Source organism: Nocardia sp. NPDC004860 (assembly GCF_040609015.1).
Taxonomy (GTDB): domain Bacteria; phylum Actinomycetota; class Actinomycetes; order Mycobacteriales; family Mycobacteriaceae; genus Nocardia.
The window spans coordinates 94282-118383 of record NZ_JBEXJI010000022.1; the positions used below are offsets into that span (position 1 = coordinate 94282).

General features: G+C 68.9%; 22 protein-coding genes and 3 pseudogenes. 10 read left to right on the top strand and 15 right to left on the bottom strand.

What is annotated here, in order from left to right; genetic code table 11:
- Window position 1: 1 nt before the first annotated feature.
- Both ABZV44_RS31630 and ABZV44_RS31635 read left to right on the top strand, forming a co-directional pair.
- Window positions 2–1543 (top strand): MFS transporter, encoded by a 1542-nt coding sequence (locus ABZV44_RS31630; protein WP_354844261.1) that lies wholly within the window; start codon window positions 2–4, stop codon window positions 1541–1543.
- Window positions 1540–1769: pseudogene (locus tag ABZV44_RS31635) on the top strand (slipin family protein); the annotation flags it as partial. The gene ABZV44_RS31630 and the pseudogene ABZV44_RS31635, both read left to right, overlap by 4 nt.
- Window positions 1770–2149: 380 nt before the next feature.
- Here the strand turns inward: ABZV44_RS31635 and ABZV44_RS31640 are convergent.
- The 5 genes and pseudogenes from ABZV44_RS31640 to ABZV44_RS31660 form a co-directional block, all read right to left on the bottom strand.
- A complete protein-coding gene (locus tag ABZV44_RS31640; protein ID WP_354844264.1) occupies window positions 2150–3349 on the bottom strand; it encodes a permease in 1200 nt (399 codons plus the stop codon).
- A gap of 42 nt (window positions 3350–3391) precedes the next feature.
- Entirely contained in the window at window positions 3392–3940 is a 549-nt protein-coding gene (locus ABZV44_RS31645; RefSeq protein ID WP_354844267.1) for a hypothetical protein, read from the bottom strand.
- A 28-nt stretch (window positions 3941–3968) separates the two neighbouring features.
- A pseudogene (locus ABZV44_RS31650) lies at window positions 3969–4091 on the bottom strand (DoxX family protein); the annotation flags it as partial.
- A 386-nt stretch (window positions 4092–4477) separates the two neighbouring features.
- Window positions 4478–6191, bottom strand: a pseudogene (locus ABZV44_RS31655) (adenosylcobalamin-dependent ribonucleoside-diphosphate reductase); the annotation flags it as partial.
- A gap of 29 nt (window positions 6192–6220) precedes the next feature.
- Window positions 6221–7174, bottom strand: a complete 954-nt coding sequence (locus ABZV44_RS31660; protein WP_354844269.1) for a universal stress protein — start codon at window positions 7172–7174, stop codon at window positions 6221–6223.
- A gap of 87 nt (window positions 7175–7261) precedes the next feature.
- On the opposite strand from ABZV44_RS31660, the gene ABZV44_RS31665 reads away from it, so the two are divergent.
- The 7 genes from ABZV44_RS31665 to ABZV44_RS31695 all read left to right on the top strand — a co-directional run bounded on the left by ABZV44_RS31665 (window position 7262) and on the right by ABZV44_RS31695 (window position 12858).
- Window positions 7262–7477 (top strand): hypothetical protein, encoded by a 216-nt coding sequence (locus tag ABZV44_RS31665; protein ID WP_354844272.1) that lies wholly within the window; start codon window positions 7262–7264, stop codon window positions 7475–7477.
- A gap of 9 nt (window positions 7478–7486) precedes the next feature.
- Window positions 7487–7912 carry an Hsp20/alpha crystallin family protein gene (locus ABZV44_RS31670; protein WP_354844275.1) on the top strand — a complete coding sequence of 142 codons (426 nt, stop codon included), beginning with the start codon at window positions 7487–7489 and terminating at the stop codon, window positions 7910–7912.
- A gap of 50 nt (window positions 7913–7962) precedes the next feature.
- Window positions 7963–8955: a 1-phosphofructokinase family hexose kinase gene (locus ABZV44_RS31675; protein ID WP_354844278.1), complete on the top strand. Its 993-nt coding sequence runs from the start codon at window positions 7963–7965 to the stop codon at window positions 8953–8955.
- Window positions 8955–9878, top strand: coding sequence for a universal stress protein (locus tag ABZV44_RS31680; RefSeq protein ID WP_354844280.1), 924 nt, complete (start codon window positions 8955–8957; stop codon window positions 9876–9878). Before ABZV44_RS31675 ends, ABZV44_RS31680 begins: the two co-directional genes overlap by 1 nt.
- Window positions 9879–9907: 29 nt before the next feature.
- Window positions 9908–10855: a universal stress protein gene (locus ABZV44_RS31685; protein WP_354844283.1), complete on the top strand. Its 948-nt coding sequence runs from the start codon at window positions 9908–9910 to the stop codon at window positions 10853–10855.
- Between the two features lie 76 nt (window positions 10856–10931).
- Complete coding sequence (locus tag ABZV44_RS31690) at window positions 10932–11930, top strand: NAD(P)H nitroreductase (protein ID WP_354844286.1); 999 nt, start codon at window positions 10932–10934, stop codon at window positions 11928–11930.
- Window positions 11931–11958: 28 nt separating this feature from the next.
- Entirely contained in the window at window positions 11959–12858 is a 900-nt protein-coding gene (locus ABZV44_RS31695; RefSeq protein WP_354844289.1) for a universal stress protein, read from the top strand.
- A gap of 24 nt (window positions 12859–12882) precedes the next feature.
- On the opposite strand, the gene ABZV44_RS31700 is transcribed toward ABZV44_RS31695, so the two are convergent.
- The 7 genes from ABZV44_RS31700 to ABZV44_RS31730 all read right to left on the bottom strand — a co-directional run bounded on the left by ABZV44_RS31700 (window position 12883) and on the right by ABZV44_RS31730 (window position 21193).
- Complete coding sequence (locus ABZV44_RS31700; RefSeq protein ID WP_354844292.1) at window positions 12883–14595, bottom strand: GAF domain-containing sensor histidine kinase; 1713 nt, start codon at window positions 14593–14595, stop codon at window positions 12883–12885.
- Between the two features lie 109 nt (window positions 14596–14704).
- Entirely contained in the window at window positions 14705–17011 is a 2307-nt protein-coding gene (gene ppsA, locus ABZV44_RS31705) for a phosphoenolpyruvate synthase (protein WP_354844295.1), read from the bottom strand.
- A complete protein-coding gene (locus tag ABZV44_RS31710) occupies window positions 17004–17180 on the bottom strand; it encodes a hypothetical protein (RefSeq protein ID WP_354844298.1) in 177 nt (58 codons plus the stop codon). Before ABZV44_RS31710 ends, ppsA begins: the two co-directional genes overlap by 8 nt.
- Window positions 17177–17656, bottom strand: a complete 480-nt coding sequence (locus ABZV44_RS31715; RefSeq protein ID WP_354844301.1) for a DUF2267 domain-containing protein — start codon at window positions 17654–17656, stop codon at window positions 17177–17179. The genes ABZV44_RS31710 and ABZV44_RS31715 overlap by 4 nt, the downstream gene beginning before the upstream one ends.
- A 44-nt stretch (window positions 17657–17700) precedes the next feature.
- Entirely contained in the window at window positions 17701–18255 is a 555-nt protein-coding gene (locus ABZV44_RS31720; RefSeq protein WP_354844303.1) for a flavodoxin domain-containing protein, read from the bottom strand.
- Window positions 18256–18335: 80 nt separating this feature from the next.
- Entirely contained in the window at window positions 18336–18599 is a 264-nt protein-coding gene (locus tag ABZV44_RS31725) for a DUF302 domain-containing protein (RefSeq protein WP_354844479.1), read from the bottom strand.
- A 263-nt stretch (window positions 18600–18862) separates the two neighbouring features.
- Window positions 18863–21193: a heavy metal translocating P-type ATPase gene (locus tag ABZV44_RS31730; protein WP_354844306.1), complete on the bottom strand. Its 2331-nt coding sequence runs from the start codon at window positions 21191–21193 to the stop codon at window positions 18863–18865.
- A gap of 251 nt (window positions 21194–21444) precedes the next feature.
- Between ABZV44_RS31730 and ABZV44_RS31735 the strand changes: the two genes are divergently transcribed.
- Window positions 21445–21882 (top strand): pyridoxamine 5'-phosphate oxidase family protein, encoded by a 438-nt coding sequence (locus ABZV44_RS31735; RefSeq protein WP_354844309.1) that lies wholly within the window; start codon window positions 21445–21447, stop codon window positions 21880–21882.
- A gap of 66 nt (window positions 21883–21948) precedes the next feature.
- Here ABZV44_RS31735 and ABZV44_RS31740 read toward each other — a convergent pair whose 3' ends face one another.
- The 3 genes from ABZV44_RS31740 to ABZV44_RS31750 are packed head-to-tail and all read right to left on the bottom strand — an operon-like array spanning window position 21949 to window position 24045.
- Window positions 21949–22347 (bottom strand): DUF6463 family protein, encoded by a 399-nt coding sequence (locus ABZV44_RS31740; protein WP_354844312.1) that lies wholly within the window; start codon window positions 22345–22347, stop codon window positions 21949–21951.
- 53 nt (window positions 22348–22400) lie between these two features.
- Entirely contained in the window at window positions 22401–22748 is a 348-nt protein-coding gene (locus ABZV44_RS31745; RefSeq protein WP_354844315.1) for a DUF6463 family protein, read from the bottom strand.
- Window positions 22749–22761: 13 nt separating this feature from the next.
- Window positions 22762–24045 (bottom strand): ubiquinone/menaquinone biosynthesis methyltransferase, encoded by a 1284-nt coding sequence (locus tag ABZV44_RS31750; protein WP_354844318.1) that lies wholly within the window; start codon window positions 24043–24045, stop codon window positions 22762–22764.
- Between the last annotated feature and the right edge of the window lie 57 nt (window positions 24046–24102).

Consider the following 24102-nt stretch of genomic DNA (forward strand, 5'->3'; position numbering starts at 1 on the left):
CATGGCCACCACCCTGACCCGAGATGTCGCGGACGGCCTCGTGCGTGGCGCCCTGCACGGATTCGACACCCCGGCGAACCTCGCGGCGCTGGGCGAGGACGAACCGCTGCGCGCCGCGCTGAACCTGGACTCGCTCGACTTCCTGACCTTTGTCGAACGGCTGTCCGCCGCGTGTGACCGCCGGATCGATGAGGACGACTATCCACGTTTGACCACGGTCCGCGCGTGCGTGGAGTTCCTCGTTGAACCCACTGACGGCAAAGTGGTTTCGCGTGGCGCGGCCACTGCCGACGGTGGCGGGCGGAAACTTCGGGAGCCCGGGCTGCCCAGTTGGCTGACACCGAACGTCCGGGTTCTGTGCGCGGTGAGCTTTGCCGCAGATACCGCCAGTGAGCTGCTGTACCCGATCCTGCCGATCTTTCTCACGGCCACTCTCGGCGCGCCCGCGGCGGTGGTGGGGGCGGTAGAGGGCGCCGCCGAAGCCGCGGCCGCGGTCACGAAGGTCGCGGCGGGGCGGCTCGGTGACACGCATCGCAAACGCCCCTATATCGCGTTCGGGTACGCGCTCGCCGCGGTCGGCAAGGTACTGCTCGCCGCTGCCACGGTGTGGCCGCTCGTGCTGGCCGGGCGGTGTGTGGACCGGCTCGGCAAAGGGATACGGGGCGCGCCGCGGGATGCCTTGCTCATGGCCGGCGCGGATCAGGCCTTCCGTGGGCGGATCTTCGGACTGCACCGGGCCGCCGACACCGCCGGCGCGGTCGCCGGGCCCGCACTCGGCCTGCTGCTGTACGAGCTGCTCGACCACCGCATCCGGCCCCTGCTGATGATCGCGGTCGTGCCTGCGATCGCGGCTGTCGTCCTGGTCGGCCTGGTTCGCGAAACTCCTTCCATACCAGCGCCTTCCGGAACCCGATCGGGGGATGCGGCGCCTGCAGGGCGCGAGCGGCTCCCGGCTCGCCTCAGGGCGCTCATCACCGTGCTCACCGTCTTCGCGCTGGTGAACTTCCCCGACTCACTGCTGCTGTTGCGGGCACACCAGCTTGGTCTGTCCGTAGTCGGAGTGATCAGCGGGTACATCCTGTACAACCTCTCCTACGCGCTGCTGTCCTATCCCGCCGGTGCGCTGTCGGACAGAGTGCCGCGCCGGCTCATCTTCGTCGCCGGACTCCTGTGCTTCGCGATCGGATACCTCGGGCTCGGCGCAGTCGAGACGCCCGCCTGGGTTTTCCTCATCCTTCCGGTCTACGGAGGATTCACTGCCGCCACCGACGGAGTCGGCAAGGCCTGGGTGGCAGATCTCGCACCGGTGACACGGCAGTCGTCCGCTCAAGGCCTGTATCAAGGGCTCTCCGGAGCCGGCATGCTCATCGCCGGACTCTGGGCCGGAATCGCCTGGCACGGGGATGGCCGCGGCCCATTGCTCGTTTCCGGATCCGCCACCTTGGCAGTGGCGTTGGCGCTGATCGTGTTCGGCCGGTCGCTGGACCAGCCCGGGGACAGCGCACTGACAGTGTCCTTGCGGGGCTGGGGGCGAAAGTCATGAAGCGGGCAATGACCCGCCAGGCTGAAACCGAACGCGAGAGCACGAAAATGATTGCCGCCGAGGGTGAATTGCTGGCCGCCACGGCGTCGGGTCATGTCTCGGACGCCATGAGGCCCACCCGCTCGCCCTACAGCTGCGCAATTTGCAGACCCTGGTCGAACTCGGCGTGGACAGGAACACGAGTGTCGTCTTCCCGGCCCCGCTGATGAGTGCGATCGGGGACATCGGGATTCGGGTATGCGGGATGGCAGACGGCTCGTCGGTGAGGGCACTTGTACGCGGGTGGTCTCGTTGGGTGGTCGAGGACGTTGGGGCTCGGCGGTGGGGTCTTCGGACTCTGCTGATATCGGGGCGGCCGTGTGATGGTCGAAGTCGACACGGTCGGAGATGTTCGACGACCCGAGTTCGAGGAGTTGAGATCGATGGACATGAGCAACATGGACATGCAGTCACCGCTGATGCAGGTGTGTCACACGGTCATGATGTGGCTGCATCAGCAGGGCATTCTGCCCCCGATGACGATGTGATCGCCTGTGGCAGTGGCCGATCGCCGGCGACCACCTCCACGTGGTCATCGACGAGATCGCAGCCGGATAGCGCTGCGGGTCAGTGGGTGTGGCCGGACGGATGATGCCCGTTGTGGTCGGGGTGGGCGTGCTCGTCGTCGGGTGCGCCGCCCATCATGCGCAGCATGGGGATGCCGCCCGTGCGGACGAAGCGCAGCACGAGCAGCGCGGTGAGGATGAGGAAAGCGATGTTGAGCCAGGTGGTGTAGTTCCAGTGGATGCCCTCGGCCATCACCATGGCGTTGCGTTCACGCGGGACGAGACCGGTTGTGCTGAAGAGGATCTCGACGATATACCCGGCGCCGACCATCGCGGCGTAGAAGGTGCCCAGCAGGGTGAGCATCATGCGGGTGCCATAGTACTTGCGGTAGATGTTGAGGATCGGCAGGATCAGCAGGTCCGCGTAGATGAACGCGATCACGCCGCCGAAGCCGATGCCGCCATTCCACAGCACCGCGGCCAGCGGTACGTTGCCGATCGAGCACACGAACGACAGGATCGCCACCAACGGTCCCACAAGTGGGCTCCAGATCGCCGACGCCAGCGGATGGTCGGTCAGGAAGAACTTCTGCCAGAACGAATCCGGCACCCAAGCGCCGATGGCGCCCGCGATGAGCAGGCCGATGACCAGGTCGCGCAGGATGGCGGCCCACTCCATGACGAAGACGTGGGACACGGCCGTCAGACCCTGCCGTGAGAAGAGTCGCCGCAGGAACGATCCTTCTGTCGGTATCGACATGTCCATGGCGGCATGGCCTTCCATCGATCCGGCCAGCCCCTTGTCGGCTTGGTCGCGGGCCGCATCGACCAGCCGGGAGCGCACGAACAGCCGGAACAGCACCGCCAGCAGCACGATCATGATCGGGCCGCCGACGAATTCGGCCGCGGTGAACTGCCAGCCCATCAACAGGGCCAGGATGATGCCGAGTTCGACGACCAGGTTGGTCGAGCCGATCTCGAAGGCCATGGCCGCGGTGAAGTTCGCGCCCTTGCGGAACAGCGAACGTGCCAGCGCCACAGCGGCATACGAGCACGAGGACGACGCCGCACCCAATCCGGCCGCGACGGCGAGCGTGCGCGGGTGGTCATCACCCAGCAGTCGGACGATCGTGGACTTGCGCACCACGGCCTGCACCAGCGCCGACAGCGCGAAACCGAGAATCAGTGCCCAGAGAATCTCCCAGGTCATCGACCCGGCCAACGCCAGCGCGTGTCCGATAGCGTTCATCGCCATCCTCATCTCGTCCTGTTCGGCAGGATCTGTGACTACACCGCCGCGACCTTATGTGGTCGCGCCGGCGTTCGAGGAGTGCGGTACCGGTAGAGGGTGTTCGAGCAGCAGGACGACCAGCGCCCATACGCTGCACAGGAATCCGGCAGCGAAGCAGATGCCCCGCACGTAGACACCCCAGACAGTGAACGTGTCGAACGCGTTCTGCAACGCGGCGGTGTCGGTGTCGGCGACCGAGCCCACATGCTGCATCGTCGGGGCGGCGATCACGGTTGAGACGATCGCCCCGAGCGCCGCCGCCATCGCCAGGTACAACGCCACCCGGACCGCGCGCGATACCGACCGATCCCGCCGGCAGGCGATCACGGCCGCGAAAATCAGGCCCCACCAGAGGATCCCGCCGACCGGGTACATCACCTCACCTGGCCCCAGATCCGCATGCCGACTGTAATCGGCCCACGCCACCACCCCGAGATCCCGCCATGCGGGCGTGGCGACCAGCGCACGGTCCAGCAGCGATCCGAACAGCCCGCCGACGATCACGGTCGCGACGACCAGGGCCTCGGCGACTGTCAGGCGGCGACCTGATCGCCCGGTCACGGCTGCACTCCCCGGGCCGGCGTCACGGCGCACCGAACGTCGCCGGTATTCCGATCTTGTCGAAGCGGCCAGGACCCAGAGTGTGTGGCTGGAGCGACTTCTGGATCCTCTCGCCGAGGAACACCAGCCCCACCGCCACCCGGATGCAGATCGCCGCCGGACCGTCGGGGCCGGCCGTCCACTACCACCGCTGCGTTCCTGCCATCAGCACTCGCTCCCGATATCGGTACCCGATACAGCACCCGACACCCTACTTGCGAGTGCGGCCCCCGCGTGGTCCCCACGCCGGATCGATACCCACATGGCGAGTGGGTGAACTATCGCGCTGACCGCGGTCAACTATCGCGGCGTGCAGAAATCGGCGCTGGCGACCCGGATCATCGTCGCGGTCGTGCTCGCAGTGCTGGCCGCTGTCGTGGTCGCCGCTTTCACCTCGTGACAAGGACCTGCGAAACCCTCGAGTCCCAGGATTTCGCGAACAGCGATCTCCGGCGACGACTGAAGGTCCCCACTTCGGGGAGCAGTTCCGCGGTTACCGGCCCTCGCACGACTGGGCGTCGGTGCAGCGCAGCACCTGGCCGGGGCGGGTGCCGGAACGGTAGACGGTGATGCCCTTCGCGCCGGCCTGCCAGGCGCGCTGGAAGGCCCGGCGGACGTCGTCGGGGGTTGCGGATTCGGGGAGGTTGACTGTCTTCGAGACGGCGGCGTCGGTGTGGCGTTGGACGGCGGCCTGCATCCGGATGTGCCAGATAGGCTCGATTTCATATGCGGTGACAAATGTACGGCGAAGCTCCTCCGGCAGGCCGATCGCGCCGGAAGCTGTTCCGGTAGAGCGGATTTCGTCTTCCAAGACGGTGGACCACGCCCCTGCGGCCGTGGCGCGTGCCCGGAACAGGGGATCGATGTGCGGGAAGTCGCGTCCGAGGATGTGCCGGGTGTAGGCAAGGCCGTAGAGGGGTTCGATTCCGGCAGAGGTGCCTGCGATCAGCGAGATCGTCCCGGTGGGTGCGATCGAGGTGACCTGCGCGTGGCGCATGGGGGACCCGGTGGCCCAGCGGCTGTGGGGGAACAGCGGGAACGGGCCGCGCTCGGCGGCCAGCTGCCGGGAGGCGGTGTGCGCCCAGCGGGCGATGCGCGCCATGAGCCCGCCGGTGAAGTGGACGGCGTCGGTGCTGTCGTACGGGAGGCCCAGGGCGGCAAGCATTTCCGCGAGACCCATGACCCCGAGGCCGATCTTGCGGGTGGCACGCGCGGCGGCGGCCAGTTCGGGCACGGGATACTCGGACACGTCGAGCACATCCTCGAGGAAGCGGACCGCGATCGCGACAACCTGTGCGAGCCGCTGTTCGTCGAGGCCCTCGCCGGTGACGAAGCGGGCGAGATTCACCGATCCGAGCGTGCAGGACTCGTACGGGGCCAGCGGTACCTCGCCGCACGGGTTGGTGGCCCGCAATGTGCCCAGATCCGGTACCGGGTTGGCGCGGTTGACCGCGTCGAGGAACAGCAGGCCCGGTTCGCCTCCGCGCCAGGCGGATTCGGCGATCCGATCGAACAACTCGCGAGCCGGGACCTCCCGGACGAGGCGGCCGGAATGCGGATCGATGAGCCGATGCGCGCGATCCTGGTCCGCGGCGTGCAGAAACTCGTCGGTGACCGCCACCGACAGGTTGAACGTGGGCAGGGCCTCCCGGTCGGATTTGGCCGCGACGAACTCCTCGATGTCGGGGTGATGCGCGTCGAGCACCGCCATATTGGCCGCCCGGCGGCGCCCGCCCAGCCGGACCACCTGTGCCGCAGCGTTGTAGAGGCCGATGAACGACACCGGTCCGCTGGCGGTGCCGCCACTCGCGGTGCGTGCGCCGCGCGGGCGTAGTTCGGAGAACGAGTATCCGGTACCCGCCCCGCTCCGGTGCAGCAATGCGGCGGTACGCAAGGTGGCGAAGATGGACTCCAGCGAATCGGCGATCGGGAGAACGAAGCAGCCCGAGAGCACGCCGAGCGAGGTCCCGGCGTTCATGAGAGTCGGTGAATTGGGCAGGAATTCGCGAGCACGCAGCACCGCGGAGAAGCGCTCGGACCAGAGGGCCGATGCTCCCGGTCGATATTCGTCCTCGGCGCGGGCGACATGGGCCGCCACGCGATCCATCATGCCGCCGGGGGTTTCGCGGACGACGCCGGCGTCGTCGCGAAGCAGGTAGCGCCCGGCGAGCACGGCCTGAGCCGCCGGATCGAGCCCGAGATCGTCGATCACGGCGTGCGGGTTCCCGGCTCGGAGATCGCTCATCGCGTGACGATCCTGGGGAAAGCCGTTGCCGTATTGCGGGATACGATCTCGGTTCCGGGCGGGTCCGGAACCACCAGCACCGGGCAGGGCGCGTGGCGGACGAGATCCTGGGTGATGCTGCCCAGACGCGCCGTATGGGCGGACTCGGGATCATGCCCGATCACGACCAGTTGCGCAGTGGCACCGAGGCGTTCGACCACGGTCGCGGCATCGCCGACCACCGTGACGGGCCGCACTTCCACATTGGGGAAGTCGCGGCGATACTGCCGCAGCTGGGCGTCGGGGACGACCGAGGTCGCCGCGTGGTGATCGGGCGGAAGCCCCGACCACATCGCGTAGTCGGGTGGTGACGCCCACTGCCGCCCCTGCCATACCCGCGCCACGGTGACATCCGTGTCGCGGTCCCGTGCCGCACGGAACCCGGCGAGCAGGGCCGCACGGGCGGTGTACCAGGTGCCGACCACGACCAGGATCGAACCGTGCTCGGCTGCGGGCCGTCCGACCAGCGCGACCGGGCAGCTCGTCTCACGGGTCACCGCCAGCGCGGTGGATCCCAGCACCACGTGGGAGAGAAACCCGACGTCCCGGGCGCCCAGCGCGATGAGCATCGCGGATCGCGAGAGTTCGACGAGCACATGGTCGACCTGCCCTCGCAGCACGGCGGTGCTGATCTCGAGCGGGTCCGCATCCTCACCAGCGGGGTGCCGCGCGAGTATCGCGGAGCGCGCGTCCTCGAGTGCCGCGTGAGCCTCCCGGTGCCGCTGCCCGCCCGGCCGGAATGCGGGCTTGTCGATCGCGGGCACGACCGAGACCAATCGCAGCGGGGCATGCCGGGCGACGGCCTCGGCCGCGGCCCACTCGGCGGCGCGCACGGCCACCCGCGAGCCGTCGATGCCGGCGACGACCGGACCGGGTTCAGCGGTCACCGGAGTGGGGATGTTCGTCTCCATATAGCCAGGGTTCGCCGCGTCGCTCCCGTCGGCTAGGGACCCCGCACCCGGGATCGCGGGACCAAAGCCCTCGGAACAGGAGGCTGGGTGAGCTGGGAACTGACATTCCGTCGCGTCGACGAGGTCACCGACTTTCCCGAGTACAAGGTCATCGCGGTCGCCCTGCACCCGCGGCCGGCCGGCGGAAGGACTTCCGTCACCGGCGAAAGGACCACCGTCCCCGGCAGCGACGACTCGATGCCCTACAGAACTGCTGGCCGGGAGTGTGAAATCTATTGTGTCAGAACAGTTTACCTCTCGTAAGGAGGGATCATGAGTCTGCTGTCCGTACATCGTCAGCCCGGTTCGCTGCTGCCCGACCTCGCCGAGCTGTGGAACGCTGTGGCGCCGCCCGCCGTCCCGATGCTCGGTACCCACCTGATGCGCGTCGAGGACACCCTCGAGGAGGGGCGTTACCTGGTGCGCGCCGAGATTCCCGGTGTGGACCCGGCCAAGGACATCGAGGTGTCCGTGCATCAGGGGGAGCTGACCATCAAGGCCGAGCGGACCGAGAAACACGAGGCGAAGGGTCATTCGGAGTTCACCTACGGCTCCTTCCTCCGCACTGTCGTCCTGCCGCCGGGGGCTCAGGAGGAAGGCATCGACGCGAGTTATGCCAAGGGCATCCTCACTGTCAGTGTTCCCATCGGTGAACCCGAATCCCCCGTCAAGACGGTCGAAGTCAAGTCCGCCGAGTGACATCCCGGCCCCGCGAACCGGACGGGCCCACACCCGAGAGAAGGCGGCCGATGCCGATCGTGACCTTGACCATGAATCCCGCGATCGACATCGCCGCCGGTGCGGACCACATCCGGCCGACCTCCAAGACCCGCTGCACGCCACCGCGATTCGATCCCGGCGGCGGCGGAATCAACGCCGCGCGCACCATCGCGGCTCTCGGCGAGCCGGTGACCGCGATCTTCCCGGCGGGCGGCCCGTCGGGGCGGCAGCTCGAGGACCTGGTCCGTGACGCCGGAGTCCCGATGCGATCGATCCCGATCGCCGGCCATACCCGCGAGAACCTCGCGGTCACCGACAACGGAACCGGCGACCAGTTCCGATTCGTGTTTCCGGGACCCCGGGTGACCGCGCCGGAACTGCATCTCTGCCTGAGCGAAATCGAATGCGCGGCAGTCGGTTCCCACTATGTGGTCGCGAGCGGCAGTCTGCCGCCGGGCGCCCCGGACGACCTCTATCAGACTCTCGCGGACCTACTGCACGACCTGGGTGTCCGTCTGATCCTGGATACGTCGGGTGCAGCGCTGCGCGCGGTCCGGCGTGGGGTCCACCTCCTGAAACCGAGTGTGCGCGAGCTCGCCGAACTCGTCGGTCACCCGCTGCCCGACCGCAAGTCGCAACTCGCGGCCGCGCGGGAGCTCATCCTGGCGGGAGTCTGCGAGATCGTGGTCGTGTCGCTGGGGGCGAGCGGCGCGCTGGCGGTGACGCGCCACGACGACGAGTGGTTCCCGTCGCTCGAGGTGACCGTCCGCAGCGGTATCGGGGCCGGCGACGCCATGGTGGGCGCCATGACGGTCGGCCTCTCACGCGGCTACCCACTCGACGACGCGGTGCGGCTGGGCATCGCCGCCGCCACCGCCGCCCTGACCACGCCGGGCACCCGGCCCGGCCATCCCGCCCGCATCGCCGAGTTGTACCAGCAAGAACCCGAGACCCGGCCGAGCTGCTTCTCACCGGCCGGCTCGGGCAGCCCCGAAACGCCTGTTCCACAGAGGAGGACGTGATGACACACGAGGACTTCGACGGTCCGCACCAATGGGCCTCGGCCGGTGTCGTGGTCGGAGTGGACGGATCGCTCGGATCGGAGCTCGCCCTGCGCTGGGCCGCGAGCTATGCCGCCCAGCGCCGCCGGGAGCTCCAGATCGTGCACGCCCTCGATCTGGGCGGAGTCAGCAGTTCCGGAGGCCCCTCCGGGATGGTGCCACCATCCGTGGTCGACGCGGCGCGGGCCCGGGGGCAGCAGCTCGTTCGCGAGGCCGAGGAGATGGCGTTGCGGATCGAACCCGGATTGCGGACCGCGACACGGCTTTCGGTGACCAATGCGAGCAGACTGCTGGTGGAGCTGAGCACGGCCGCCTACGCGGTGGTGCTCGGAGCGACCGGAAACGCCGGGACATTCATCCATCTGGGATCCACGCTGTTCGCCGTCACCTCCCATGCGCACAGTCCCGTGATCGTGGTGCGCCCGGATCCGGATGCGCACGACACCCTCCGCGAGTCCGGACCGGTCGTCGTCGGCGTCGACGGCAGCCCGGTCAGCGAGGCCGCCATCGCCATGGCCTTCGCCGAAGCCGCCGAACGCCACACCGACCTGGTCGCCGTACATGTCTGGAGCGATTGGGATTTCGGCGAATACCTCGGTGACCGAGCCCCCGCCGACCTCGTCGAGGTGGACGGGCTCGAGGAAGCCCTCCTGACCGAACGACTCGCGGGCTTCCAGGAGAAATATCCGGACGTGCAGGTGACCCGCCGCGTCTATGTGTCCGCCCCGGCCGACACGCTGCAAGGGTGGTCGAAACACGCGCAACTGGTCGTGGTCGGCAACCGCGGCCGTGGCGGCTTCACCGGCATGCTCCTGGGTTCCACGACGCACACGCTGGTCCAGCACGCCCATTGCCCGATCATGGTTGTCCGTCCCGCGGAGTGAGCCGAGCAGCCGACGAATCAGGAGAAGTCATGGAAGAGAATGCTGTTCCCGCAACGAGTTTCGAGCGCTCGGATCACGATGATCTGGGGATCGTCGTCGGCACGGATGGATCCGAGATCTCCTATCAGGCGGTGATGTGGGCCGCCGTCGAAGCCGACATGCGGGGCTGCCCGCTGCATATCGTCACCTCGTACGCGAACCCGATCGTGGCGGGGGCGACGGAACAGAACCCCCACGACAGGCGTGACCTGCGGCAGCGGGGACAGCAGGTGCTCGCCGACGCCGCGCGTATCGCCGCCCACGCCGTGCCGGGGGCGAGCCTGCACATCAGGACCGAACTGATCTTCGACATGATCATCGGCGCGCTGATCGAGCGCTCGCGGCGGGCGCGGCTGCTGGTGGTCGGCAATCGGGGGCTGGGCGCGATCGGGCGGGCGGTGCTGGGGTCGGTGAGTGCCGCGCTGGCCCGGCAGGCGCACTGTCCGGTCGCTGTGGTGCACGGTGTTTCGGAGACGGACCCGGCGTCGGCGTCGAAACCGGTGGTGGTCGGGGTGGACGGATCGGCGAACAGCGTGCCTGCCATCGAGCTCGCCTTCGGGGAGGCGTCGCGGCGCAAGGCCGACCTGATCGCGGTGCAGGCGTGGAGTGATACGGGTGGCTTCGACCTACCCGTGATGGGGTGGGACGCGATCCGCAAGACCCAGGATGTGCTGCTGGAAGCGGCCCTCGCCGGCTACGCCGCGCGCTGTCCGGAGGTCACCGTGCACCGGGTCGTGTCCTCCGATACCCCGGTGCGCGCACTGCTGGAGGAGGCCGAGAGCGCGCAGCTCGTGGTGGTCGGCAGCCATGGCCGGGGCGGATTCGCCGGGATGGGGCTGGGCTCGGTGAGCTCCGCGCTGCTGCATCTGGCACAGTGCCCGGTCCTGGTCGTCCGTCAGCCATCGCAAACCCGGGCCGAAGAACCCGCCGGACAGTGACTTTCGGCCGTCACCGGCGGCCTGTCGCACGGGCCATGCTGAGTGAGGGCACGAGATTTCCGAGGAAGGACAGGCGATGTCGACTCTCCCCGATCACGACACCATCCGCGCCGCCGTGGCGCTGGCGGTGCGGGCGCCGTCGGTGCACAACACCCAGCCGTGGCGGTGGCGGGTCGGCGATACCACGGTGCACCTTTACGCCGACGACAGCCGCCGGCTGCCCTACACCGACCCGGACAGCCGGGAGCTGGTGGTGAGTTGTGGTGCGGCGCTGCATCATCTGCGCGTGGCATTGCGCGCGGTGGGCTGGGACACGGTCGTGCACCGGTTCCCGAACCCCGCCGAGCCGAGACACCTCGCCGCCCTGGAACTCCACCACGCCGAGCCCGACGCGACCGCTACGCGTCTGGCGCGCGCCATTGCCCGGCGGCGGAGCGACCGTCGCCGGTTCACCTCGTGGGAGGTGCCGCCCGCGCAGGTAGCCGCGGTCGTCGCCGCGGGCGCGGATGTACCGGGAGTGCAGGTCCGGGAGGTCGACGCGAACGGCGAGCACGCGCGACTGCTGCGCGCTTTCGTCGACGCCGCGACCGCGCACCGCGGTGACGCCGGCTACAACGCCGAGCTGGCGGAATGGAGCGGTCACCACGACAGCGCGCAGGGCGTACCCGCGCGCAACGCGGTGGTACCGTCGGATGCGACGGTCCGGCCGTTCGGTGACCCGCGCCTGCCCGAAGCGGTGGTGAGCGACACCGAGGAGGCCGCGCGAATGCTGTTGGTGTGCACCGCCTCGGATGATCTGCGGGGCTGGCTGCGCGCCGGCGAGGTGGCGAGTGCGGTATTGCTCGAGGCCACCGCGCGGGGTCTGGCCACCTGCTCGCTGAGCGAACCCCTCGAAGTCACCGGTGTGCGTACTCGGATCCGCCGGGATCTGCTGGGCGACTTCGGTTATCCGCAGCTGATCATCCGGATGGGCTGGGCGGTGACCAGCGCCGCCCCGGTACCCGCCACACCCCGGCTCCCGCTCGAGGACGTCGTTCGTCCGCTCGAATCCCTGAGCCTGTCGGGTGAGCAATAGCGAAGACACGAGAGTCAGGAGCGCACAAATGACTGAAGACCCTGCCCCGCAGGTGGATCCGAATCCACCGATCGTCGTCGGCGTGGACGGCTCGGCCGTCTCCTACCAGGCGGTCGCCTGGGGGTCGCTGGATGCCGCGCGGCACGGAGCCCCCTTGCACATCGTCACATCGATCTGCGCGCCGACCGGGCTGCCGCCGACCGCCGTGCTCGACACCCCCGATATCGCGTCGCTCGAACTGGACGGCGAACGCATCGTGGGTGAGGCAACCCGCATCGCGTCCGAGACATTGCTCGGCGAGGGGGTCGAGATGTCCTCGGAAGTCACCGAGGAGCCGATCATCTCGCGCTTGATCGACCTGTCGCGGGACGCCCGGATGGTCGTGCTCGGCAGTCGCGGACTCGGTGCGCTCCGGCGTGGGCTGCTGGGGTCGGTCGCCACGGCGGTGACCCACCACGCGCACTGTCCGGTCGCCGTCATCCACACGACCGCGGCCGCCGACCCGGTGTCGGCGCGGCAGCCGGTGCTGGTCGGTGTCGACGGCACGCCGAGCAGCGTTGCGGCGCTGGAGCTCGCGTTCGAGGAGGCGTCGCTGCGCAAGACCGGCCTGACCGCACTGCACGCCTGGAGCGACGTCAGCGGACCCTACCTGCCGATGTCGGGGTGGGAGACCATCGAGGAGCAGGAGCGGGCGACCTTCGCAGAGGAGATGGCCGGATACGCCGAGCGGTATCCCGATGTTCCGGTGCGGCGAATCCTGGTGAAGGACCGCCCGGTTCGCTCGCTGCTGGACGAAGCCGAACACTCGCAGCTGGTGGTAGTCGGCAGCCACGGACGCGGTGGCTTCACCGGCATGCTCCTGGGCTCCACCAGCAACGCCCTGCTGCACAGCGTCGACTGCCCGATCGTCATCGTGCGTGGCACGTGACCGGATCGCTCGGCGGCGGCCGGTTCACCGCAGCGGCACCGCCCAGTGCAGCAAGGTCCCCGCTCCTTCGGGGTTGCGGCCGTAGGAGAAGGTTCCGCCCATCTCCTCGGCCCGGCGCTGCAGGTTGTGCAGTCCACTCGGGGTGATGTTCTCGGGGATCCCACAGCCGTCGTCGGCGACCAGGACGGTCAGATCGTCGGAGACGTCGATGGTCACCGAGACGGTCCCGGCCCCGGCGTGTCGTACCGCGTTGGAAATCGCTTCGCGCACCACGGCTTCGGCATGGTCGGCGAGTTCGGCCGCCACCACCGACAGTGGCCCGGTGATGCGCAACGACGTGCGCAGGCCGGTATCGGCGGTGTGCGTGCGGATCACCTCCTCGATCCGCTGCCGCAGCCGGGTGCTGCTCGCCGCGCCGCCGTGCAGGTCGAAGATCGAGGTGCGGATCTCCTGGACCACGTCCTGCAATTCGTTGATGACGTCCGAGATCCGTTCGCGCACTTCGGCCGAACGGGCGCGGGCGACGGTGCCCTGCAGGCTCAGACCGGCCGCGAAGAGCCGCTGGATGACGTGGTCGTGCAGGTCGCGGGCGATGCGGTCGCGATCGGTCAGCACGTCGAGTTCGCGCATGCGCTGCTGGGCCTCGGCCAGCTGGATCGCCAGCGCGGCCTGATCGGTGAAAGCGCCTGCCAGTTCCTGCAATTCGTCCGCGAAGGGGGGAGCGCCGGCCGCGCGGACCATGACCAGCACGCCGAAGGTCGACTCCTGGGCGTTGAGCGGCAGGATCAGCGCGGGTCCGGCGTCGAGCGCGGTGTCGAGGCCGAGATCGTCGCTGTCGTCGAGGCGCAGGGCCACACCCTGGCGGAACGCTCGTCCGATCGCCGTCCCGGAGGTGTGGACCACTCCGGTGTGATCGTGACCGTCCGGCCCGGCGCACTTGCTGATCCGCAGCCCCTCGGCGTCACTGTGGTTGCCGTCGGGTTCCTCGTCGACCGCGAGGAACGCCCATTCCGATTCGGTGAGCGTGCGCGTATGCGTGACGAGGTGGGCGAGCACCTTCTCGGGATCGGTTCCGGCCAGGAATTCGGTGGCGATGTCGCGGGTGGCTTCGATCCAGGCTTGGCGGGTCCGGGTGGACTGGTACAGCCGGGCGTTGTCGATCGCGATTCCGGCGGCCGCGGCAAGGGCCTGCACGATGACCTCGTCGTCCTCGGTGAAGGGTTGCCCGCCGGACTTCTCGGTGAGGTACAGGTTGCCGAAGATCTCGTCGCGGATCCGGACGGGTACGCCGAGGAAGGTGCGCATCGGTGGATGGTGGTCCGGAAATCCGACCGACGAGGGATGATCGGCGATGTTGTCCAGGCGGATCGGCTTGGGCTGGCTGATCAGCAGACCCAGCACGCCGCGGCCCTCCGGGAGATCGCCGATCCGGGCTCGCATCTCCTCGTCGATGCCCTCGTAGATGAACTGTTCGAGCTGATCGTCCGCGCGGACGCCGAGCGCACCGTAGCGGGCGTCGACGAGGCTGATGGCGGTGTGCACGATGGTGCGCAGGGTTTGGTCCAGATCGAGCCCCGAGGTCACCGAGAGCATCGCCTCGACCAGGCCGTCCATGCGGTCGCGAGCGTCGATGATCTGTTCGACACGGTCCTTGACCTCGGTGAGCAATTCCCGCAGCCGCAGCTGGGAAAGGGTGTCACGTACCGAGTAGGAGCCGTCGGTAGGCTCAACGGTCATTTCCTGGCTTCCCTGCACTCGTGTCGGGCGCGCACAACTGGTTCTGTTACGGCTGTTCCAGTTTAGGCACGCGCGCGCCGACGATGGTGCAGGTGAGTGACGCGCAGCGTCACCGCCGGTCCGGCTGGGCCAGCGCGCTATCCAGGAGCACGCGCCGTTCGGCGGCTGCGACGGCGCGCCGGGTGCGCTGGATCGCATCGGGTGAGACGGACACCGACGTGATGCCCGCGCGCACCAGATGCTCCACGAATTCCGGACGGGTGGAGGGTGCCTGGCCACACAGCGACGAGGTGATGCCGAGCCGGCGGGCGGTGGTGACGATCTGCTCGATGGCGTTCAGCACCGCCGCATCGGATTCGTCGAACAGGTCGGCGCACTCCTCGGAATCGCGGTCCACGCCCAGCACGAGCTGGGTCAGATCGTTGCTGCCGATGGAGATTCCGTCGATCCCCAGTTCGACGTACTCCGGTAGCCGGTACATCACCGATGGCACCTCGGCCATGACCCAGCGGTGCAGGCCACGCTGGCGTCCGAGGGGGCTCTCGTCGACGAGCTCGAGGCACTGCTCGAGTTCCCAGCGGGTGCGGACGAACGGGATCATCAGGTGCACGTTCGGGGTCTGTTCGCGCACGCGTGCGAGCGCGGCCAGTTCGAGGCGGAACATCTCCGGCTGGCGGACGTAGCGGTAGCAGCCCCGGAACCCGATCATCGGGTTGTGCTCCTGGGGCTCGTAGCGGTCGCCGCCCTCGAGTGCCCGGAACTCGTTGCTGCGCATATCACTTGCCCGGTAGACGACCGGGCGCGGGGCGAAGGCGGCGCTGATCCGGTGGATGGAGGCCGTCATGCTCTGGATGAACTTCTCGTCCTCGCCGCGGGCGATGAGGTCGCGGGGATGGCGGCCACCGAGCGCCTGGGTCAGCAGGACCTCGGCGCGCAGCAGGCCGACCCCGTCCGCGTCTCCGGCGGCGGCGCGTTCGGCGACTTCGGGCAGCGCGAGATTCACGTAGACGCGCGTCGCGGTGGCCTCGGGTGCGGTGGTCTCGGGGACCGGGCGCGGCACCGCGGTGGTCGTGGCCGGAAACGGGTTTCCGGCGTACACCTGGCCGGCGGACCCGTCGACGGTGACCTCCTGGCCGGTGGTCAGCTGGGCGGTGGCCGTGCGGGCTCCGACGATGCACGGGATACCGAGTTCGCGCGCCACGATGGCCGCGTGGCAGGTCATGCCGCCGCTGTCGGTCACCACCGCGGCGGCCCGCGACAGGGTCGGCAGCCAGTCCGGATTGGTCATGGGGGCGATCAGGATCTCGCCGTCGCCCAGCGCGGATCCCTCTGCGGGCGAGCGCAACACGCGCGCGGGCCCGGTGGCACGGCCGGGTGCCGCGGCCAGTCCGCGCACCAGTACCCGCTCCTCGACGGCGTGCGCGATGGGCGGTTTCGGCGCGGTATCGCCGGGCAGTATGGTGATCGGCCGCGCCTGGACCAGCCAGAGGTGCTCGTCGTCGAAGACCCATTCGACGTCCTGGGGGCGGCCGTGGTGCGCCTGCACCTCGAGCGCGAGCCGGGCCACGGCGACGGCCTGGTCGTTGGTGAGAGCCGGCGCCTCGGCCTCGGATTCGGAGAGCTGAATTCGCTGATCGCCGTCCGCGCCGGGCACGATGGCGAAGCTCTGGCGGCCGACCTGGGTGGTGAGCAGTGTCGGTCCGGCCGCGTCGAGGACGTAGGTGTCGGGTGTGACGGCGCCGGAGACCACCACTTCGCCCTGGCCGCGCGCGGCGTCGATGACGATGCGATCGAGCGAACCGGTGGCCGGGTCGGCGGTGAAGGCCACGCCGGCCGTGCGGGCGGCCACCATCCGCTGCACCACCACGGCCATCTCGGGCCGATTGTGCATGCCGCGCCGCGCCCGATAGGTCAGCACGCGCGAGGAGAACAGCGATGCCCAGCAGTCGGTCAGCGCGGTGATCAATTCTTCGTCGCCGCGAATATTGGTGTGGGACACGTTCATTCCCGCGAACGACGCGGTCGCGCTGTCCTCGCCGACGGCCGAGGACCGCACGGCCACGGTAACCGCGTCGCCGAGCCGGTGATAGGCCGACAGCACGGCATCGCGGACGGCCGGTGACATCGGAGTGTCGTGCACGAATTCCCGCATGCGGCGGCACAGCTCGTCGAGCTGCTGTGCCTCGTCGCGGGTCGCGCCCTGTGCTGCCGCGAGCCCTCGGGTGTGCAGCTCGTCGAGTTCGGGGCCGTGCGCGCCCGCGCCGATCACCTCTTCGTAGGCGGATTTGAGCACGACGAACCCCGGCGGCACGGGCAGGTGCGCCGCGACCAGTTCACCGAGATTGGCGCCTTTGCCGCCGGCGCGGTCGGCATCGGTCAAGCGCAATTCATCGAAGGTGGCGACATAGTCACCCATGACGGCTCCAGTTCTTTTTCGACCCGGGCAGCATGAGCAGCAACAGAATCGGGACGGCGAGGATGAACAAGGCGGACAGCATCGCCAGCGGCGACGCGCCGCTGAGTTCGAGGCCGGTGACCACGAAGGGAAGTGCGACGACGAACAGAGGGGCGTGCCGGATCGTCATTGCTGTGCCTCCGGAGACTCGAAAACGCCTGCGGCGGTGAGAACCTCACTGAAATCGGTACCGAGCAGCACGCGCCGCAGGGGCACGGGAAGTTGTGCCAGCACGTGGTCGAGCTGGCCGGGGGAGAACAGCTGGGCCAGCGCATCGGTGACCGCCGCGGACATCCGCCTCGCCTCCTCCGTCGACACGTCCGCCGTCCGGGCGAACTGGTGCAGGAACGACTGCGGATCATGGCGCACCGGAACACGTCCCGGCGTCCAGCCGTCGTAGAAGACACCGCGCAGCAGCGTGGGCAGCTGGGCGCTCAAGTGCGCGGCCGCGCCGATATCGAGGCGGTCGCGCACGGTGTGCAGCCAGGCGCGCAGGGCCCGATTCGCCTCCATCCGGTCGTCGGTGCCGAGCCGGTCGGCGACGGTGCGCAGCCAGATGCGGCCGGTATGGATCGCCGGGGCGAATGGATCGGTGTGATGGCTCATCGGCATGGCCTTTCGCGGAAACGGGATGACCGGGGGTGCGCGGGTCAGGGGTGGGTCGGAGTGGCCTGGGCCTGCGGCAGGTGCAGGGCCTGCGCAATGGTGTCGGTCCAGACAGTGATGTCGGACCAGTCGCGCAGGTCCCCGTAGCGGGCACCGCCGAGCACGCGATACAGGGCGCGGGCGGGCAGTGAGACCCCGACACGCTCGTAGTGGCCGGCGAACGCGTGGAAACCACGCGGTTTGATCGAATCACGCAGGGCGGCAATCTTTCTCGGGACGACACTGCCGATGCGGCGTCCGGTCGGGCCGACCAGGGCCGGTCCCAGCCCGACGCTGAACAACCACACCGGGTATGCCCGCAGTTCGTGGCGGTGCGAGCGGACGAATTCGGTCATCTCCGGCAGCAGGGCCAGATCGTGCACGGCGCTGCCCAGCACGATGGCATCGAAGAGCGTGAGTTCGGGAGCGTGTTCGACGTCGGCGACCTCGACGGTCGCGCCGCGGGCCGTGAGGTAGGCGCCGATGTAATCGGCGATCTCCCGGGTGGATCCCTGGGCGGTGGCGTAGATGACGGCGACGCGGGGAGCGGTGGTTTCCATGCATCGAGCCTGCTCGCGTGGCCGGATTTCGGTGAGAGGCCTCCTACCCGTGGTGACCGGGACCATGGTCCTCGACCACCTCAGCCGGCCGCCGCGGCGGGATGGGCCAGGTCCGCCACTACGGCGGCGAGCAATCGACGCGCCGCTTCGGCCGGTTCGGCGCGTTCGGGCCTGGCCAGGACCTCGGCGAGCAGCGTGGGATCGGTGGCCTCCACGAGCACCCCGGTCCGGTCGGCCCGCACGACGACGATGCGGGGCAACAGACATCCCGCCTCCCGGTCGATGGAGAGGGCACGACCGGCGGGCTGCGGGTTGCAGGCTCCGAGGATCAGGTACTCCGCGATGTGCTCACCGGTCCCCTCGCGGAGTGCGGCCTGGACGTAATTCGGTCACGACGCCGAATCCTTGCTCCCGCAACGCGATCCGGGTGCGGTCCACGGCGTCGGGGAACGTCGCGTCGAGGCGGACGGTGATGGCCGCGGCGGGGGCCACCGGAATCCGGATCTCGGTGATCAGCAGACGGGGATGCCACAGAGGACAAGGTCACGGTGATGTGGAAACAAACGCACGGCCGTGCGGGGCGATCGGAAGGCGGGCCGGGTCATGATCACCGCCGTTCGTCGGCGGCGAGGGCGAAATAGTTCTCCTCCTCCTGGACGAAATGCAGGCGCAGCACGGCGTGCAGGCCGTGGAGGCAGGCCAGCAGGTCGTCGATCTGATCCGGGTCGAATCCGCCACGCGCGTGGGCCAGTTCGAGGTGGGTGCCTATGCGGGTGGCCAGCCGCTGGATTTCGGCGTGCGCGCGGCTCATGGTGGCGGTTGCCTCGGTGCCGCCGAGCGGCCCGGCGAGCGCGGGATAGAGCTGGGTCTCCTCGGCCACCTCATGGGGCAGCAGGTCCTCGATCAGAAAATGGTGCGCGCTGTCGAGTGCCGCGAGGGCAGCGTCGTCGGGGCGGTCCGCGACCCGGTCTGCGACCGTGCGGAGCCTCGCGAGGGCGTCCTGCAGGACATCGTGTTCGGCGGCGAAGCGGTGGAGCAGCTCTTCGGTGTCCGCCGGCAGGTCCAGGCGGGCGGCCGGATTGCCGCGCAGTGCTCGCAGCGCGTTCAGGATGACGGCGACGTCGATGGCCTCCTGAAGCAGCGCGCCCGCCGCGGGCGGCAGCCAGCCGACGGCCGCGACGACCATGGCCGCCAGCGACAGGGTCATGCCGACGGTCGCGCTCTGGACCGCGATTCGACGCGACCAGCGGGCGATGTCCATGGCGTCCGCGAGCCGGTCCAGCCGATCGGTGGTGAGCACGATGTCGGCGGCCTCGGACGAGGCGGTCGAACCCCGCGCTCCCATGGCCACTCCCACCGTGGCGACGGCGAGGGCGGGCGCGTCGTTGATGCCGTCACCCACCATCACGGTCACCTGCTGCCGGCTCTCGCGGCGCACCGCCTCGACCTTGTCGGCCGGGCTCTGGCCCGCGTAGACCTCGTCGAGGCCCAGCACCGTGGCGACCTCGCGCGCGGGCTCGGGGCGATCACCGGTGAGCATGACGAGGCGGTTCAGTCCGGCCTCCCGCAGCCGGCGCAGGGTACGGGGCGCCTGGCGCCGCAAGGGATCCCGCAGCAACACGACACCCCGCGGGTCGTCGTCGACGACGATCCAGGCGACGGCGGCGGAGTCCAGCCGTGCCCGATTCATCACCGGCCGCGCCCATTCCGGGGTGATCATCGACTCCGGCAACTTCCCCACCTGCACGCGATGACCGTCGACCGTGCCGGTGACGCCGCGACCCGCCTGCTCGGAAACCGCTGTGGCAACGGCGAGCTGGAGCTTGCGGGTCAGCGCCTCGGTCACGATCGCCTCGGCCAGCACATGTGGCGACAGCTGATCCGCCGAGGCGGCCAGCTGCAACAGCCACGCTTCATCCGCACCCGGAGCGGCGGCGACCTCCGTGACCACGGGCCGCCCGGCCGTGACGGTACCGGTCTTGTCCATGACCAGAGTTGTTGCGCGACCGAGATCTTCCAACGCCCCGCCATCGCGCACCACCACGCCGACCCGCGACGCGCGTGAGAGCCCCGACACGATGGCAACGGGTGCGGCCAGCAACAACGGGCAGGGAGTCGCGACCACGAGCACCGCCACCGCACGCACCAGCGATCCGCTGAACCAGTACGCGGCACCCGCGACGAGCAAGGTCAGCGGGAGAAACCACACGGCATAACGGTCCGCCAGCCGGACCGTGGGCGCGGTGGCGGCTCCAGCCTCGCGTGCCAGCCGCACGATCCCCGCGTAGGTACTGTCGTCGGCCGTCGCGGTCGCCCGCATCTCGAACACGCCGCCGGCATTGAGCACGCCGCTGCGGACCGGCTCCCCGGGGGCGCGCTCGACCTGGAGCGGTTCACCGGTCAGCGCCGATTCATCCAGTGCCGCAACGGTATCCATGATCCTGCCGTCGGTGGGAACCACCTCGCCGGCAGCGATCACCAGGATGTCACCCGGAACGATCTCATCGAGATCGACGACCCGCACCACGTCCCCCTGCCGTCGCCGCGCCGACCGCGGCGCCCGCTCGAGCAGGGCCCGCAGATCCCGGGCGGCGCGCCGCTCGGCGGCGGCATCGAGCGCGTGCCCGCCGCTGAGCATGACCGCGATCAGCGCGCCCGCGAGGTACTCGTGCACCCAGAGCGTGCCGACCAGCGACAACACCGCGATGAGGTCCACTCCGGCGCGCCCGCGGCGCAGCGCAGCGACAACCCACCACACTGCCGGGACCAAGGCCACCACCGTGCCTGCGGCCCAGCACCAGTCGGCCACCCCTGTCGCCCCGGCGGCCCAGGCGACGCCACCGGCGACCAGCGGTGCGATCGTCCCGGCCAGCAGCACCGTTCCGAGGACACCGCCGGCTCGATCGATCCAACCCTGGAAACGTGAATCGGCCACCATGGCTCTCGTCCTTTCGCCGGGTGTGCATTCCCGACCAGTGCATCGCAGTTGTCCGAAGGAGCGACAGGGCCACAGTCCCCGAACACCACTGCCCTTCGTCCCGGTCGTGGCCCGCCCAGGGTTCGTGGGCTGTGCCATGTCCGATGGATGCCCGAGACAGGACCTTCGGCCCTGTGAGGGGCGCTGGTGCGGATGCTGACATGGATCGAGGGGTTTGTCGTGCAGGGGATCAGGTGAGAAAGGGTCAGTTGATGCGTGGGTATCAGTTCGCTCCGCGCGCCACCGTGAGTCTGGGGCGCGCGGAAGCACTGCGGCTGCTGGCCGATGTTCCCTTCGGGAGGGTCATCTTCACGCGCGATGCCTTGCCCGCTGTACGGCCGGTGAACCATCTGGTCGACGAGGGCGAGATCATCGTCGTGCGGACCCGTCTCACGTCTCGGCTGACCTCGACCGTGCGTGCGGATTCGAATGTGGTGGTGGCCTACGAGGCCGACGACATCGACCCCGTCGCGGGGCTGGGATGGTCGGTGGTGGTGACGGGGATCGCTCGCACCGTGACGGATCCGGAACGGGTCGCACGCTACGAGCGCCTGCTGCAGCCCTGGGTCGACGGGGAGATGGACACCATCGTCGCCATCGAGCCGACCCTGGTGACCGGCGTGCGGCTCGTGGCGAAGCAGGCGGGTTAGCCGGATTCAGGGTGCCGAGGTGCCCCGCCAGGCGTCGAGATGGCAGGTCCCAGCAGCCGCCGACGCTCACACCTCGCTGTGCGCGGGTGCGGGCGCGGCGTGTTCGGGGGCGCCGCGAATGCCGCGCAGGAGCAGGACTGCGGCGGCCACCACCACGGGCGCTGGCGTGGGTTCGACGATGAGAGCGCACACGCCACCCCAGGCCAGCACCATCCACGCCAGGAAGACCGGCGGGACGATGCCGTTCCGGTCCATCCACACCACGAGCAAGCCGACGATCAGCAGCGGCAGGCCGAACCCTGCCGGGTTGGCCCAGAAGGCGTGGGCCGACAGGGTGTCCTCCTGCCAGTGGCCCCACAGCCGCAGCGACAGCCAGTCCCCGAAGGAGGCGCGGCTGAGCAATAACCCGATGGCGAGATGCCCGGCGCCGATGAACGCGATGATGCGTCCGGACCATTTGATCATGTGGATCAGACTCCTATCACGGAATTACGAGTTATGGGCGCATGGAAGGCTGGTCAGGCCGGAGTGGTCCGGGCGTCTCGCCTCTTGATCCAGCCCCTGTAGCCGACGGCGACGGGCACGAGGACGGTGAGGAAGCCCGACACAGGTTCGAACGCCAGCCCGAATCCGGTCAGCGCCGCGATCGCAGCGAGGATCGGCGCGGTGATGTAGCCACGAGCCCGCTCCACCTCGATGACGGTGACACCCAGGGCGATTCCGGCGACGCCGAATGCGGTGAACCAGAACGAAAACTCGGTGTCCTGGTCTTCGGTGACCCACAAAATGGCGCCCAGCGCCGTGTGGACGGCCCCGATGAAAGTGAGCATGCTGCCGACCATCGGGAACCGATTCTTCGAATACATTTTCTATCACCGATCATCGTGGCTTGTCGGCCCAGAGGATGACATTGGTGCCGAGGAACTTCTTGCTCCATCCGATGTTCTGAAAGCCCATTTGGCACAGCACATTCGCGACATGTTGGGGTGAGGTGAAGGCGAGGGTGCTGGATTCGAGGTAGGTGTACGACGACCGATCGCGAGCAATCGTCTGCCCCAGCAGGGGAATGATCGTGCTCATTCCCCACTCGAGGATCGGCCTCAACGGGCCGCTGGGAGGACAGGTTTCGAGGATGACGATCCGGCCGCCGGGCACGAGGACGCGGTGCTGTTCGCGAAGCACTCCGGGGAGGTCTTCGACGTTGCGGAGCAGATAGCCTTCGGTGACCGCGTCGAAGGACTCGTCGTCGAACGGCAGCCGGGTCGCGTCGGCCTGCTGCCATCGAACCGCGCCGGCCCCGGATTTGATCCGTGCGCGAGCCAGCATCGCCTCGGAGAAGTCGGCACCGGTCACGGCGACAGTGGGATACATCTGTGCCGCCGCCAGAGCGATCACGCCTGTCCCGGTGGCCAGGTCCAACAGTTGTCCGCCCGCGGGCGGCGCCGCGCGGGCGGCAACTTCACGGCACCAGCGCGCATGGCGGCCGAGCGTCATGACGAGGTTCATCCGGTCGTAGTATCCGGCGATCTTCTCGAAGATCGGGTGTACCGCAACACCTTTGCCGTGCGAGGTCTCGGCGACGGTGTTCGCTCGCCACTCGCGGCCGATGGCGCGCATCAGCGCCGGATACACACCGAGATACCGAAAAGGCTTGATACCGGCCATATAGAGGGCACCCAACAGGCCGTTCGGCTTCACCAGGACAGCCATCTGGCCGCGGTAGCCGCCGGTTCCGTCCGCAACCCAGCCGAGGTGCATGACCGCGTGGACGGTCGTGTTGCGGATTTCGGCTGCCCATTCGTTCTCCAGTTGGTAGACGGACCGGAACGGCGATGTGCCGAGGTCCGGGCCCCGGGAGCCCTCGCGGAGGTCGGCAGGCAAGCGGTCGTACAGGGAGGGCAGCCGATCGCCGGTGCCGGTATCGGGCCGGTCCCAGCCGAGCAGTGCTCCGAGCTTCCAGCGAATGGTGAACAGCGCCCGGGAGATCGCGGTATCACCGGTCACCCCACCGCCGATTCCTTCGGCGAATTGGCCTACCAGCCGAGGGAAGTCGTCGGGGCCGCCCGGCGTGGGCAACGCCCATACGTCCTCCACGGTGAAGTCGTCGGCGATGTCGTGGATCCGCCACGGGCGGTTGGTGTGAGCGGTTGGAGGAAGTCTCACGAGCTCGGCTCCGATCTATACGGGGGCGTATAGATCGAAGATAAACCCATCTATACG